At 72.6% G+C, this 14,286-nt stretch carries 13 protein-coding genes and 1 tRNA gene; 10 read left to right on the forward strand and 4 right to left on the reverse strand.

The features are described 5' to 3' along the window. From OVA32_RS04540 to OVA32_RS04550, 3 genes are all read right to left on the reverse strand, one after another. Positions 1 to 753: a hypothetical protein gene (locus OVA32_RS04540; protein WP_101967412.1), complete on the reverse strand. Its 753-nt coding sequence runs from the start codon at positions 751 to 753 to the stop codon at positions 1 to 3. Then, positions 750 to 1,781, reverse strand: coding sequence for a 6-phosphofructokinase (locus OVA32_RS04545; protein ID WP_101967413.1), 1,032 nt, complete (start codon positions 1,779 to 1,781; stop codon positions 750 to 752). The genes OVA32_RS04540 and OVA32_RS04545 overlap by 4 nt, the downstream gene beginning before the upstream one ends. 91 nt (positions 1,782 to 1,872) lie before the next feature. Beyond that, positions 1,873 to 2,937, reverse strand: a complete 1,065-nt coding sequence (locus tag OVA32_RS04550; RefSeq protein ID WP_144786265.1) for a PspC domain-containing protein — start codon at positions 2,935 to 2,937, stop codon at positions 1,873 to 1,875. A 96-nt stretch (positions 2,938 to 3,033) separates the two neighbouring features. Between OVA32_RS04550 and OVA32_RS04555 the strand changes: the two genes are divergently transcribed. Then, on the forward strand, positions 3,034 to 4,293 hold the full coding sequence (locus OVA32_RS04555) for an ATP-binding protein (RefSeq protein ID WP_144786266.1): 1,260 nt from the start codon (positions 3,034 to 3,036) through the stop codon (positions 4,291 to 4,293). Continuing rightward, positions 4,290 to 4,988, forward strand: a complete 699-nt coding sequence (locus OVA32_RS04560; RefSeq protein ID WP_144786267.1) for a LuxR C-terminal-related transcriptional regulator — start codon at positions 4,290 to 4,292, stop codon at positions 4,986 to 4,988. Before OVA32_RS04555 ends, OVA32_RS04560 begins: the two co-directional genes overlap by 4 nt. Before the next feature lie 47 nt (positions 4,989 to 5,035). On the opposite strand, the gene OVA32_RS04565 is transcribed toward OVA32_RS04560, so the two are convergent. Continuing rightward, positions 5,036 to 6,244: a pyridoxal phosphate-dependent aminotransferase gene (locus OVA32_RS04565; protein ID WP_210078955.1), complete on the reverse strand. Its 1,209-nt coding sequence runs from the start codon at positions 6,242 to 6,244 to the stop codon at positions 5,036 to 5,038. 173 nt (positions 6,245 to 6,417) lie between these two features. Between OVA32_RS04565 and OVA32_RS04570 the strand changes: the two genes are divergently transcribed. The 8 genes from OVA32_RS04570 (at position 6,418) to rpoB (ending at position 14,277) form a co-directional block, all read left to right on the forward strand. After that, positions 6,418 to 6,490, forward strand: a tRNA-Trp gene (locus OVA32_RS04570). Between the two features lie 80 nt (positions 6,491 to 6,570). After that, positions 6,571 to 6,822 (forward strand): preprotein translocase subunit SecE, encoded by a 252-nt coding sequence (gene secE, locus OVA32_RS04575; RefSeq protein WP_002854774.1) that lies wholly within the window; start codon positions 6,571 to 6,573, stop codon positions 6,820 to 6,822. Positions 6,823 to 6,926: 104 nt separating this feature from the next. After that, positions 6,927 to 7,811, forward strand: a complete 885-nt coding sequence (gene nusG / locus OVA32_RS04580) for a transcription termination/antitermination protein NusG (RefSeq protein WP_036317744.1) — start codon at positions 6,927 to 6,929, stop codon at positions 7,809 to 7,811. 132 nt (positions 7,812 to 7,943) lie between these two features. Then, positions 7,944 to 8,375: a 50S ribosomal protein L11 gene (rplK, locus tag OVA32_RS04585; RefSeq protein WP_010080374.1), complete on the forward strand. Its 432-nt coding sequence runs from the start codon at positions 7,944 to 7,946 to the stop codon at positions 8,373 to 8,375. 77 nt (positions 8,376 to 8,452) lie between these two features. Next, entirely contained in the window at positions 8,453 to 9,160 is a 708-nt protein-coding gene (gene rplA / locus OVA32_RS04590) for a 50S ribosomal protein L1 (RefSeq protein ID WP_036317746.1), read from the forward strand. Positions 9,161 to 9,504: 344 nt separating this feature from the next. Further along, a complete protein-coding gene (gene rplJ, locus OVA32_RS04595) occupies positions 9,505 to 10,026 on the forward strand; it encodes a 50S ribosomal protein L10 (protein WP_002854782.1) in 522 nt (173 codons plus the stop codon). Positions 10,027 to 10,095: 69 nt separating this feature from the next. Then, positions 10,096 to 10,485, forward strand: a complete 390-nt coding sequence (gene rplL / locus OVA32_RS04600; protein ID WP_036317747.1) for a 50S ribosomal protein L7/L12 — start codon at positions 10,096 to 10,098, stop codon at positions 10,483 to 10,485. A gap of 285 nt (positions 10,486 to 10,770) precedes the next feature. Next, complete coding sequence (rpoB, locus tag OVA32_RS04605) at positions 10,771 to 14,277, forward strand: DNA-directed RNA polymerase subunit beta (protein ID WP_036317750.1); 3,507 nt, start codon at positions 10,771 to 10,773, stop codon at positions 14,275 to 14,277. The last annotated feature ends 9 nt before the right edge of the window (positions 14,278 to 14,286 follow it).

The raw sequence follows: 14,286 nt of genomic DNA on the forward strand, positions 1-14,286 counted from the left end.
TCAGTCCAGCGCGAGCACGGTCCGCGTGCCCGCCGCCTCCAGCCCGACGGCGATCGCCACGTGGTGCGCGGCCGTGTGGCCCGCCTGCACCTCGGCGAACGGCAGCAGCCCTTCCAGCGCCGCCCGGTCCATCGCCACGGCCACCGCGTAGCGGCCGAGCCCACGACCGCGCAGCCGCGGTGGGGTGAGGGTGCCCAGCGAGGCCAGCACGCCGCCCGTCACGCGATGCCCCGCCGCCGCCACCGCGGCTTCGATCGCCCGTCCCGCGCCGTCGTCGGGAACGAGCGCGACCGAGGACTCCCAGGAGAGGACACCCGCCTCGGCCACGTCGTCCGCGGGGGCCTGCGCGACCACGGCGTGGACGTGGGCGGGGTCGTCGGACACGGCGACGGTGCGCGAGGGGTCGACCGGCGGCGGTTCCTCGGCGGCGTAGAGCGTGAACTCGCCGCGCGAGCGCACGGCCTCCCCGGCGGCGGCGCGCACCGCCGTCCGCAGCAGGGCCGACTCCACGCCCAGCGCCTCGGCGGGCACGCCGCGGCAGGCACGCGTGAACCACGCCGGCCCCGCCACGACGGTGGCCCAGGGCAGGGCCAGCACCTCCGCCTCGGCGACGCCCTGCCGGGCCACCTCGATGCGGCGCGGCTCGGCGCCCGCCGCCGGGGCGTCGCCGGGCAGGAGCGCGGTGTCGGGCAGGCCGAGCCGACGCGCCAGCCCGAGGGCCAGCACGCCGACGGCGGGGTGGTCGGGTCTCACCGGCCGAACAGGATCTTCGCCTCGTCGTAGCGGGAGACCGGCACCTTCTTGAGGCCCTTGAGGGCGGCGCTCATGGGGATGGAGATGATCTCCGTGCCGTTGGCCGCCACCATCTGTCCCCAGCGGCGCTGGGCGACGAGGTCGACGGCGCCCATGCCGAAGCGCGTGGAGAGCACGCGGTCCGTGGCGGTGGGGGCGCCGCCGCGCTGGATGTGGCCCAGGATGGTGCTGCGCGTCTCGATGCCCGTCATCTCCTCGATCTCGCGGGTCACCCACTCGCCGATGCCGCCCAGACGCGGCCGGCCGGACGCCTCGACGCCGGCCTCGGCCAGCGGGTCGTCGTGGCCCTCGGGGACGAAGCCCTCCGCCACCACGACCAGCGGGGAGCGACCGCGGTCGTGGACCTGCTGCACCCACTCGGCGACCTGGGACATCGGGGTGCGGACCTCGGGGATGAGGATCGCGTGGGCGCCGGCGGCCATGCCCGAGTGCAGGGCGATCCAGCCGACGTGGCGGCCCATGACCTCGGCGACCATGCAGCGGTGGTGGGACTCGCCCGTGGTGCGCAGCCGGTCCATGGCGTCCGTGGCGATCTGCACGGCCGTGTCGAAGCCGAACGTGTAGTCGGTGCCCTGCAGGTCGTTGTCGATCGTCTTGGGCACGCCCACGATCGGCAGCCCGTCCGCGGCCAGGAGGTTCGCGCCGGCCAGGGTGCCCTCGCCGCCGATGGCGATGACGGCGTCGATGTCCAGCTCGCGCAGGTTGCGGAGCATGTTCTCCGGGCCGCCGCCCTCCGCGTTGTAGGGGTGCGTGCGGGAGGTGCCGAGGATGGTGCCGCCGGTGCGGGCCAGGCCGCGCACGCGGGAGCGGGGCAGGTCCTCGACGTCCTTCTCGATCAGGCCGGACCACCCGTTGCGGATGCCCACCATCTCCATGTCGTACGACTTGATGCCGTGCAGGACGGCGGAGCGGATGACGGCGTTGAGGCCGGGGCAGTCGCCTCCGGAGGTGAGCATTCCGATGCGCATGGGATCCTCTCGGGCGTTCTCGTGCGGGGGGTCGGCACCACCCTAGGCGCGCCCGCCCCGTCGCGTCAGGGGACGGGCGACGGGCGGCGGGTCAGCCGAGGGCCACGAGGACGGCGACCTGGAGGGCCGTCGCACCCACGAGGATGCCGCTCGCCGGGCCGAGGGTGCCGGGACGACGGCCGCTGAGCAGAGCGCCCAGCATGACGGGGGCGATCACCGCGAGCGCGGCCACGAGCATCGGCACCGCCAGCAGCGTGGGGGTCGGACCGACACCGAGCAGCAGGCTGATCCCGAGGGCGGCGAGCGCGGCGAGGACGGCCCCGGCGTAGGTGGCGGCCTGCGCGATCGGCCCGAGGCGCGGCTTCGCGGCCGTGGCTGCGGACCCCGAGCCGGTCGGGGCGGTGGCTGCCCGGGGGGCCTCCTCGGCCAGGCGCGCCGCGGCTCGCCGCTCGCGGGAGTGGACGTGGTCGCGCCAGGTGCCGGTCGCGGGGTCGATCCATTCGGGGCGGAAGCCGTGCGGGTCGGTGACCTCGGCCGCCCGCTCGCGCGGACCTCCGCCGACGTACCAGGCCGGGCGCGGCACGGCGTGGCTGGGCTGGTCGGCGTCGGGGGCCCGGCCCGGGGCCACGCGGGCCTGCGCCCGGCCGTCCCAGCGGGTCACGAGCCACCAGACGAGCACCGCCAGCGCGCCCAGGCCCACGAGGGAGCCGGGGCCGCCCACGGCCGGGGCGATGAGGGTGAACCCGGCGCCGAGCAGCAGGTTGAGGGCGCCGATCGCCCCGATCACGCCGATGGCCACGGTGGCGTCCTGCCGCTCCCCGCGGCGCAGGCGGCCGAACTGCACGCGTCCGTCGGCGTCGGGGAGCACGGCCCAGGCGGCCGCGTAGGCCAGCAGGCCCAGGCCCGCGGAGACCATGCACACGGCGACGAACACGCCGCGGGCGAGCAGCGGGTCGATGCGGTAGCGCTCGGCCACGCCGCCGAGCACCCCGCCGACCCACGAGGCCGGCGAGCGGCGCACGGCCCAGCTCAGGACGGCGCGGCGCAGCCAGCCCGGCAGGGCGTCCAGTCCGTCGGGGCCGGTCTCGCCCGCGGCGGCTCCGACGGGGGCGACGTGGGGGCCGGGGCCGGTGAACGGGTCGGGTGTGCTCGTCATGTCTCCATCCTCGTCCGCCTCCGGTCCCCGCCCATTCGGGAACTCCCGGAATCCTCCCCGGATGTGCCGCCCCGTCCGACGCGGCAGGATGGGGGCATGTCCACCCCGTCCGCGCCCGCGCCGGCCCCGCGTCCGCCGTTGATGCGGCACGGGGCCGACCGTCCGGTGTCCGGCGTCGCCGCGGGGCTCGCCCGGCATCTCGGGGTGCCCGTCGGCCGCGTCCGCGTGGCCCTGGCGCTGCTGAGCCTGGTGGGCGGCGCGGGCCTGGCCCTGTACGTGTGGCTCTGGCTGCTCATGCCGGAGGAGGGCCCGGACGGCGCCCCCGCCGCCGACGCCCCCACCCTGCGTGGTCGCGCCCCCGAGGTGCTCGAGCGGGTGCGTGAGGGCGGCTGGCCGGTGCTGCTGGCCGCCGTGGTGCTCGGCGTGGGCGTGCTGACCGTCGCGGACGGCCTCGGCCTCGCCGTCGACTGGGCGCTCGTGGGCCCGGTGGCCGTCCTCGTGATCGGCCTCGGCCTGGCCTGGATGCAGCTCGACCTGGCGGGCGGGCCCCGGGCCGGGCGGAGCGGACGACTGGTCCGCCTCGTGCTCGGCACGGCCCTCGTGCTGCTGGCGGTGCTGGCCATCGTCCTGGGCGCCGTGAGCTCGGGCGAGCTGTGGCGGGCGCTGCTGGCCGCCGTCGCGATGCTCGCCGGCGCGGCGCTGGTGGCCATGCCCTACGTCCTGGCCTGGCTGCGCCGACGCGACGCGGAGCGGACCGCGTTCGCGGTGCAGGCTCAGCGCGCCGAGATCGCGGCGCACCTGCACGACTCGGTGCTGCAGTCCCTCGCCCTCATCCAGCGGCGCGCCCAGGACGCGGACGCGGTGGCCCGGGTGGCCCGCGCCCAGGAGCGTGAGCTGCGTCAGTTCCTCGCCCTGGACTCCCGCGGCGGCCCGCACACCCCGGCGGAGGCGCTCGAACAGCACGCCGCCGCCGTCGAGGACGCCCACGGGGCCCGGGTGGAGGTCGTGGCCGTGGGGCGGGCCGCGGGGGCGTGGCTCGAGCCGCTCGCGGCCGCGGCACGCGAGGCCATGCAGAACGCGGCCCGGCACGCCGGCGACGCGCAGGTCTTCGCGGAGGCCGGTGAGGACGACCGCGGCCGCATCGTCGCGGAGGTGTTCGTCCGGGACCGCGGCCCCGGCTTCGACCTGCCCACGGTCCCGGCCGACCGGCTCGGCGTGCGGGAGTCGATCCTCGGCCGCATGGAGCGTGCCGGCGGGACCGCCCGCATCCGGTCCGGCCCGGGCGGCACCGAGGTCCACCTGACCCTGGCCGAGCCCGAGGGTGCGCGAGCGCACACCGGACAGGAACACCCATGACCGACCCCGCCCCGCGCACGGCCGTCATCGTGGACGACCACGCGATCTTCCGCTCCGGCCTGCGCGCCGACCTGGGCCCGGACCGACTGGCCATCGTCGGCGAGGCCGGGGACGTGGACGAGGCCGTCCGCACCGTGCTGGACCTGGCGCCGGATGTGGTGCTGCTGGACGTGCACCTGCCCGGCGGGGCCGGCGGCGGGGGAGCGGAGGTGGCCGAACGCGTCCTCGCGCGCCGACCCGCGCAGCGGTTCCTGGCCCTGTCCGTCTCGGACGCGGCCGAGGACGTCGTCGCCGTGATCCGTGCGGGGGCCCGCGGCTACATCACCAAGACGGCCTCCGGCGCCGAGGTGGCGGACGCGGCGGTCCGCGTGGCCGACGGCGACGCCGTGTTCTCGCCCCGGCTGGCCGGGTTCGTCCTCGACGCCTTCCGCGGCACGGCGCCCGCGTCCCCGCCCGTCCCCGCCGCGGCGACGAGCGGGGCTGCGGCGCCCGACGAGGACCTCGACCGGCTCTCGGCACGGGAGCGGGAGGTCATGCGACTGATCGCCCGCGGATACACCTACCGGGAGGCCGGGGCGGAGCTGTTCATCTCGGACCGCACGGTCGAGACCCACGTGTCCTCCGTGCTGCGCAAGCTCCAGCTCTCCAACCGCCACGAGCTGACCCGCTGGGCCGCGCGCCGCGGATACGCCTGAGCCCCGCGGCACGCGGTGTCGCGGGGCTCAGGGACGGGGTGGGCGGCTCAGGCGCTGAGCAGGGCGCGGATGCGCTCGACGCCCTCGGCGAGGTCCGCATCGCCCAGCGCGTAGGACAGTCGCAGATAGCCGGACGGGCCGAACGCCTCGCCCGGGACCACGGCGACCTCTGCCTCGTCGAGGATGAAGGCGGCCAGCTCGGCCGACGTCGTGGGGGTGACGCCGCCGCGGTAGGTCTTCCCGAGCGCCTCCCGCACGTCCACATACGCGTAGAACGCGCCCCGCGGGGTGGGGCAGTGGAAGCCCGGCACGGCGTCCATGGCCTCGACCATGGCCCGGCGCCGACGGTCGAACGCCGTCTTCATCTCCGCCACGGCGTCCAACGGGCCGGCGACGGCGGCCAGGGCGGCCCGCTGCGACACGTTGGCCACGTTCGAGGTGGCGTGGGACTGCAGGTTCGTGGCGGCCTTGACCACGTCCAGCGGGCCGGCCATCCACCCGACGCGCCAGCCCGTCATGGCGTAGGTCTTGGCGACGCCGTTGAGGATCACGGACTGCTCCGCCAGCTCGGGCACGGCGCGGACGATCGAGGTGAACGGCATGCCGTCGTAGGTCAGGTGCTCGTAGATCTCGTCGGTGACCACCCACAGCCCCCGCTCCTGCGCCCACTGGCCGATCGCCGCCGTCTCCTCGGGGGAGTAGACGGCGCCGGTGGGGTTGGAGGGGGAGACGAACAGGAGCACCTTGGTGCGGTCCGTGACGGACTCGTCGAGCTGGTCCACGGTGACCTTGTAGCCCTGCTCGGGGCCGGCGAACACCTCCACCGGCACGCCGCCGGCCAGGCGGATCGCCTCCGGGTAGGTGGTCCAGTAGGGGGCGGGGACGAGCACCTCGTCCTGCGGGTCCAGCAGGGCGGCGAAGGCGTTGTACACGGCCTGCTTCCCGCCGTTGGTCACGAGCACCTGGGCGGCCTCGAGGGACACGCCGGAGTCGCGCAGCGTCTTGGCCGCGATCGCCTCGCGCAGCTCGGGCAGGCCGGCGGCGGGGGAGTAGCGGTGGTTCTTCGGGTCCCGGGCCGCGGCGACGGCGGCCTCCACGATGTAGTCCGGGGTGGGGAAGTCGGGCTCGCCGGCGCCGAAGCCGATCACCGGGCGCCCGGCGGCCTTGAGCTCCTTGGCGCGGGCGTCGACGGCGAGGGTGGCGGAGGGCGCGATGGCGGACAGACGGGCGGAGACGCGGCGGGCGGGCGCGGCCATGGGGACCTTCTTCGAGCTCGACGGGGAGGGCGGGGCGGAGCGGGGCTCCGTCCTGCCAGGGTACTGACTGCCCGGGGCCCGTTCGACTCCCGCCGCCCGATGGCGTATCCTGGATCTCCGGTACCGCGATCACGGTCGATCCCGCGAGGGTTCGGCCGGCTCCGTCGGTCCGAAGGGTAGTGGCGCAATTGGTAGCGCAGCGGTCTCCAAAACCGCAGGTTGCAGGTTCGAGTCCTGTCTGCCCTGCTCGATGCCGGGCCTCGTGCTCGGCATCGGACGTGTAGAAAGCGATTCGGCGATCCGACGAGTGAGGCCACGTGACTGAGATGGCGGCGAACGGCGGGGGGCCCACCCCCACGCCGAGCAGGCAGCGTCGCGGGCTGTTCGCGCGGATCGCGCTGTTCCTGCGCCAGGTGGTGGACGAGCTCCGCAAGGTCGTCACCCCCACGAGCGAGGAGCTGCTGCGCACGACCGGAGTGGTGCTCGCCTTCGTGGCGTTCATGATCCTGCTGGTCATGGGGCTGGACTGGGTGTTCGGCACCGTGGCGGGTCTCCTGTTCGGCGCCGGCGGCCTCTGAGCCCGGCGCGGACGGTCCCGACGTCGCAGGACGCGTCCCCCGCACGCCCGTGAGGGCCCTCCCCGACGGCAGGGCCCGCCGTCCGTCAGCAGAAAGCAGGAACCGTGTCCGAGCAGGAACTGGATCGTCAGCCCGCCGAGGAGTCCGTCCCGATGTCGGAGGACGCCGTGGCCGAGGAGACCGCCGAGACCGCGCAGGACGCCGGCACGCCCGTCGAGGACGCCCTGGACGAGGTCGCCGGCAGCGGTGACGAGACCGCCGAGGCCACCGTGCAGGAGGCCGACCTGGCCGTCGCCGAGGGCGAGGACGCACCGACCCCCGTCGAGGAGCAGTCCGACGACGAGCCCGCCGTGGACCCCGCCGAGGAGCTGCGCACCCGCCTGCGCCGCCAGCCCGGCGACTGGTACGTCGTCCACACCTACGCCGGCTACGAGAAGCGCGTGAAGACGAACCTCGAGGCCCGCATCCTGACCCAGGACATGGAGGACTCGATCTACGAGATCGAGGTCCCCATGGAGGAGGTCGTGGAGATCAAGAACACCACGCGCAAGATCGTCTCGCGCGTGCGCATCCCGGGCTACGTGCTCGTCCGCATGGACCTCGACGACGCCTCGTGGGGCGTCGTGCGGCACACCCCGGGCGTCACGGGCTTCGTGGGCAACGACGCCCACCACCCGCAGCCGCTCAGCCTGGACGAGGTGTACGACATGCTCGCCCCGTCCGTGATCCAGGAGGCCGCCCGCGCCGCCGAGAAGGCCGGTCTGGCCGTCCCCGCCGCGGCCGAGTCCGGTGCGCCCGCCGCCCCCGCGATCCACGTGGACTTCGAGGTCGGCGAGTCGGTCACCGTCAACGACGGCCCGTTCGAGACCCTCCCGGCCACGATCTCCGAGATCAAGCCGGAGGCCCAGCAGCTCGTGGTGCTCGTCTCGATCTTCGAGCGCGAGACCCCCGTGACGCTGTCCTTCAACCAGGTGACCAAGGCCATCTGAGGACACCCGACGCTTCCGCACCGGGCCGGCCGCCTGCCGGCCCGGACGCGGCACCGGCCGCCGCGCCACGGCGGCCACCGCCCCCGGTGCGCTCCTGCGCCGAGGGTCCCCCAGTGAGAGAAGGATCCACTCATGGCTCCCAAGAAGAAGGTCACCGGTCTGATCAAGCTTCAGATCCAGGCCGGCGCCGCCAACCCGGCCCCGCCCATCGGCCCCGCCCTGGGCCAGCACGGCGTGAACATCATGGAGTTCTGCAAGGCGTACAACGCCGCCACCGAGTCGCAGCGCGGCAACGTGGTCCCGGTCGAGATCACCGTGTACGAGGACCGCTCGTTCACCTTCGTGACCAAGACCCCGCCGGCCGCCGAGCTCATCAAGAAGGCCGCCGGCGTCGCCAAGGGCTCCGCCACCCCGCACACGGCCAAGGTCGGCACGCTGACCCAGGCCCAGTGCGAGGAGATCGCCCAGACCAAGATGGAGGACCTGAACGCCAACGACGTGCAGGCCGCCGCCAAGATCATCGCGGGCACCGCCCGCTCGATGGGCATCACCGTCGAGGGCTGACGCCCACCCCCACCCCCTTCCAGTGGCAGGGCCGAGCGCGGTCCGCAGACCACGACTGCACAAGGAGAAGAACGCAGATGGCACAGCGCAGCAAGGCATACAAGGCGGCCAAGGCCGCGATCGGCGAGGATCTGTACTCGCCGGTGGAGGCGATCCGCCTCGCCAAGGAGACCAACCCCTCCAAGACCGACGCCACCGTGGAGGTGGCCCTCCGCCTCTCGGTCGACCCCCGCAAGGCCGACCAGATGGTCCGCGGCTCCGTGAGCCTGCCCCACGGCACCGGCAAGACCGCCCGCGTCGTCGTGTTCGCCACCGGTGACCGCGCCGAGGCCGCCCGCGCCGCCGGCGCGGACGTCGTGGGCGACGACGACCTGATCGCCCGGATCTCCGAGGGCTGGGTGGACTTCGACGCCGCCGTGGCCTCCCCGGAGCTCATGGGCAAGGTCGGCCGTCTGGGCAAGGTGCTCGGCCCCCGCAACCTGATGCCGAACCCCAAGACCGGCACCGTGACCCCGGACGTGGCCAAGGCCGTGGCCGACATCAAGGGCGGCAAGATCGACTTCCGCGTCGACAAGCACTCCAACCTGCACTTCATCATCGGCAAGACCTCCTTCGAGGCCAAGGCCCTGGTGGAGAACTACGCCGCAGCCCTCGAGGAGGTCCTGCGTCTGAAGCCGTCCTCCTCCAAGGGCCGCTACATCTCCAAGGCCACCGTGGCCACCACCTTCGGCCCGGGCGTGCCCATGGACCCGAACGTGACCTCGGTGGACTCCTCCGAGCTCTGAGCCACGCGGCCCCGGTGATCGGGGCCCACGACGTCGGCCGGTCGTCCCCGCAGCGGGGACGACCGGCCGGCGTCGTCCCGGGTCGATTTTGCGGGCCCGCCCCGGACGTGTACGCTGGTGCCTACCGAAGACCGCCGGTCGTGGTGCCCTGCCTCCGGGCAGAGCCCACCGAAGGATCTCCCTGACGGAGACGGCCCGCGCAGGTGAACGTGAGCCACGCTCGCATCCGCACGTCGACCCTCCGGGTCCGGCCGCGTCGATGCTCCTGCTGCGCCCCGTGCATCTGCACGGGGCGCTTTCTCGTCTCGGGGTGGCGGTTCCCACGCATCATCGAGAGGAGTGCCATGGCGACGTCCGCGAAGGAGTCGGCGGTGGCTGAGCTCACGGACCTGTTCCGTGAGTCCAGCGCCGCTGTTCTGACGGAATACCGTGGCCTGACGGTGACGGAGCTCAAGCAGCTGCGCGACTCCATCCGTCAGGACGCGACCTACGCCGTGGCGAAGAACACGCTGGCCGAGATCGCGGCCAAGGACGCCGGTCTGGAGGGCCTCGAGGCTCACCTGTCCGGTCCCACCGCGATCGCGTTCGTGACCGGGGACCCGGTCAACGTCGCGAAGGCCCTGCGTGACTTTGCCAAGGATCACGAGAAGCTCGTGCTCAAGGGCGGCTACATGGATGGCCAGCCCCTGGACGAGGCCGGCATCAAGAAGCTCGCGGACCTCGAGTCCCGCGAGGTGCTGCTGGCCAAGTTCGCCGGCGCGATGAAGGGCAGCATGTCCAAGGCTGCCGCCCTGTTCCAGGCGCCGCTGTCCAAGACCGTCCGCACGGTCGAGGCGCTGCGCGCCGCGCAGGGCGAGGCTGCCTGAGCAGTCCGCCCCGGGCTGCACGGCCCACCACTTCACACGTAGTCAAGACGTACCCGTAAAGGAGCCATCATGGCCAAGCTGACCACCGAAGAGCTGCTCGCCGCGTTCGAGGAGCTGACCCTCATCGAGCTGTCCGAGTTCATCAAGGCGTTCGAGGAGAAGTTCGACGTCACCGCCGCCGCCCCCGTGGCCGTGGCCGCCGCCGGCGGTGCCGCCGGTGGTGCCGAGGCCGCCGCCGCCGAGGAGAAGGACGAGTTCGACGTCGTCCTCGAGGCCGCCGGCGACAAGAAGATCGGCGTCATCAAGGAGGTGCGCGCCCTCACCTCCCTCGGCCTGAAGGAGGCCAAGGACCTGGTGGACGGCGCTCCCAAGCCCATCCTCGAGGGCGTCAACAAGGAGACCGCCGAGAAGGCCAAGGAGCAGCTCGAGGGCGCCGGCGCCACCGTCACCCTCAAGTGATGATCGCGGCCTGAGCCGCATCACGCCTCCTCACGAGGCCCCCGGACCCGCGCTGCGGACCGGGGGCCTCGTGGCGTCCCGGGTCACGCACCCCCGGCTGGACAGGGGCGACGGGCGCGGATAGGATGGATCTTTGCATCTCCCCTGTTCCGTGCCGCCCGCAGGACCTCGCGTCCCGCCGTGGCCCGCACGGTTCCGCACGGCCTTCATATAGCGGTGGGCCGGCGCCGCCGTCTCGCGGCAGGGGAGCGAACGGAACCCAGAAGGCCTGTGGAAGGATCCTACGTGGTCGCCTCGAGCACCTCCAACGAAACCGCTACCGTCTCCCCGCGATCCGGCGCCTCCGCCGGACGCGTCTCCTTCGCCAAGATCTCCGAGCCGCTGGACGTGCCGGACCTGCTGGCGCTGCAGACCGAGTCGTTCGACCGCCTGATCGGCAATGAGCGGTGGGCCGCGCGCGTGGACGCCGCCCTGGCCGCCGACGACCACTCCGTGCCCGTCACCTCGGGACTGACGGACATCTTCGAGGAGATCTCCCCGATCGAGGACTTCCAGGGCACCATGTCCCTGTCCTTCGCCGAGCCCGAGTTCGCCGACGCGAAGATGACGGAGGAGGAGTGCAAGGATCGCGACGCGACCTTCTCCGCCCCGCTGTACGTCAAGGCCGAGTTCATGAACAACACGACCGGCGAGATCAAGCAGCAGACCGTCTTCATGGGCGACTTCCCGCTGATGACCCGCAACGGCACGTTCATCATCAACGGCACCGAGCGCGTCGTCGTCTCCCAGCTGGTCCGCTCCCCGGGCGCCTACTTCGAGCGCACCCCGGACAAGACCTCGGACAAGGAGATCTTCTCCGCGAAGATCATCCCCTCGCGCGGCGCCTGGTTCGAGCTCGAGGTGGACAAGCGTGACCAGGTCGGCGTCCGCCTCGACCGCAAGCGCAAGCAGCCCGTGACGGTGCTGCTCAAGGCCATGGGCTGGACCGAGTCCCGCATCCTGGAGGAGTTCGGCCACTACGACTCCATCCGCGCCACCCTCGAGAAGGACGGCACCGCGGACCAGGACGAGGCCCTGCTCGACATCTACCGCAAGCTGCGCCCGGGCGAGCCGGCCGCCGTCGACGCCGCGCAGACGCTGCTGAACAACCTGTACTTCACCCCGAAGCGCTACGACCTCGCCAAGGTGGGCCGCTACAAGCTCAACCGCAAGCTCGGCGTGGACGTGCACCTCGGCGACCCCAACGCGTCTGTGCTCACCGAGGACGACATCGTCCAGATGGTGCACTTCATCGCCGCGCTGCACGCCGGCGAGACCGTCATCAAGGGCACGCGCGACGGCGAGCCGGTGGATGTGCGCGTGGAGATCGACGACATCGACCACTTCGGCAACCGTCGCATCCGTGCGGTGGGCGAGCTGATCGAGAACCAGATCCGCACCGGCCTGTCCCGCATGGAGCGCGTCGTGCGCGAGCGCATGACCACCCAGGACGTCGAGGCGATCACCCCGCAGACCCTGATCAACATCCGCCCCGTGGTGGCGGCGATCAAGGAGTTCTTCGGCACCTCGCAGCTGTCCCAGTTCATGGACCAGAACAACCCGCTGGCCGGCCTGACGCACAAGCGTCGCCTGTCCGCGCTCGGCCCGGGCGGCCTGTCCCGCGACCGTGCCGGCATGGAGGTCCGTGACGTCCACCCGTCGCACTACGGCCGCATGTGCCCCATCGAGACCCCGGAAGGCCCGAACATCGGCCTCATCGGGTCGCTGGCGACCTTCGGCCGGATCAACTCCTTCGGCTTCATCGAGACCCCGTACCGCCGCGTGGTCGACGGCCGGGTCACGGACACCGTGGACTACCTGACCGCCGACGACGAGCTGGCCTTCCAGATCGCCCAGGCGAACGCCCCGGTGGATGAGGACGGCCGGTTCGAGGAGGAGTTCGTGCTCTGCCGCCAGCGCGGCGGCGACGGCGAGCCCGTGCTCTCGACCGTGGACGAGATCGACTACATGGACGTGTCCCCGCGCCAGATGGTGTCGGCGGCCACCGCCCTGATCCCGTTCCTCGAGCACGACGACGCCAACCGCGCGCTCATGGGCGCGAACATGCAGCGTCAGGCCGTGCCGCTGCTCCGCTCCGAGGCCCCCTACGTGGGCACCGGCATGGAGAAGTACGTGGCCGTGGACGCGGGCGACTCCGTGACGGCCACCCAGGGCGGCGTCGTGACCGAGGTGGCCGCGGACCTGGTGACCGTCATGAACGACGACGGCACCACCACGCACTACCCGATCATGAAGTTCGCCCGCTCGAACCAGGGCAACGCCTACAACCAGCGGGTGCGCGTCTCCGAGGGCGAGCGGGTGGAGCCGCTGAGCATCATCGCCGACGGTCCCGCCACGGACAACGGCGAGCTCGCGCTCGGCAAGAACCTCCTCGTCGCGTTCATGCCCTGGGAGGGCCTGAACTACGAGGACGCGATCATCCTGTCCCAGCGCATGGTCTCGGAGGACGTCCTCACCTCGATCCACATCGAGGAGCACGAGGTCGACGCCCGCGACACCAAGCTGGGCGCCGAGGAGATCACGCGCGACATCCCCAACGTGTCCGAGGAGGTGCTCTCGCAGCTCGACGAGCGCGGCATCATCCACATCGGCGCCGAGGTGGAGGCCGGCGACATCCTGGTCGGCCGCGTGACCCCGAAGGGCGAGACCGAGCTGACCCCGGAGGAGCGCCTGCTGCGCGCGATCTTCGGCGAGAAGTCCCGCGAGGTCCGCGACACGTCCCTGAAGGTGCCGCACGGCGAGTCCGGCACAGTCATCGGCGTGCGCATCTTCGACCGCGACGAGGACGACGACCTGCCCCCGGGCGTGAACCAGCTGGTGCGCGTCTACGTGGCGCAGAAGCGCAAGATCACCGACGGCGACAAGATGGCCGGCCGCCACGGCAACAAGGGCGTCATCTCGAAGATCCTGCCGCTCGAGGACATGCCGTTCCTGGCGGACGGCACCCCGGTGGACATCGTGCTGAACCCGCTCGGCGTCCCCGGCCGCATGAACCTCGGCCAGGTCATGGAGCTGCACCTGGGCTGGGCCGCCTCGCGCGGCTGGGACATCCAGGGCGAGCCGGAGTGGATCAAGGACCTGCCGAACTTCCCGCGGCAGTCCGGTCCGGTCAACGTGGCCACCCCGGTGTTCGACGGCGCCGAGGCGTACGAGATCACGGGCCTGCTCGGCCACGTGAACGTGACCCGCGACGGCGACCGTCTCATGAGCGACAGCGGCAAGGCGCAGCTGTTCGACGGCCGCACCGGCGAGCCGTTCCCGGACCCGGTGTCCGTGGGCTACATGTACATGCTCAAGCTGCACCACCTGGTGGACGACAAGATCCACGCCCGTTCCACGGGCCCGTACTCGATGATCACGCAGCAGCCGCTGGGCGGTAAGGCCCAGTTCGGCGGCCAGCGCTTCGGCGAGATGGAGGTGTGGGCGCTCGAGGCGTACGGCGCGGCGTTCACCCTCCAGGAGCTGCTGACCATCAAGTCCGACGACATCCACGGCCGCGTGAAGGTCTACGAGGCCATCGTCAAGGGCGAGAACATCCCGGAGCCGGGTGTTCCCGAGTCCTTCAAGGTGCTCATCAAGGAGATGCAGTCCCTCTGCCTGAACGTGGAGGTCCTCTCCGCCGACGGCCAGGCCATCGAGATGCGCGACGCGGAGGACGAGGTCTACCGCGCCGCCGAGGAGCTGGGCATCGACCTCTCCCACGCCGAGCCCAGCTCGGTGGAGGAAGTCTGAGCCGGGCCC

The organism is Micrococcus sp. SL257 (genome assembly GCF_026625585.1).
GTDB classification, from domain to species: Bacteria; Actinomycetota; Actinomycetes; order Actinomycetales; family Micrococcaceae; genus Micrococcus; species Micrococcus luteus.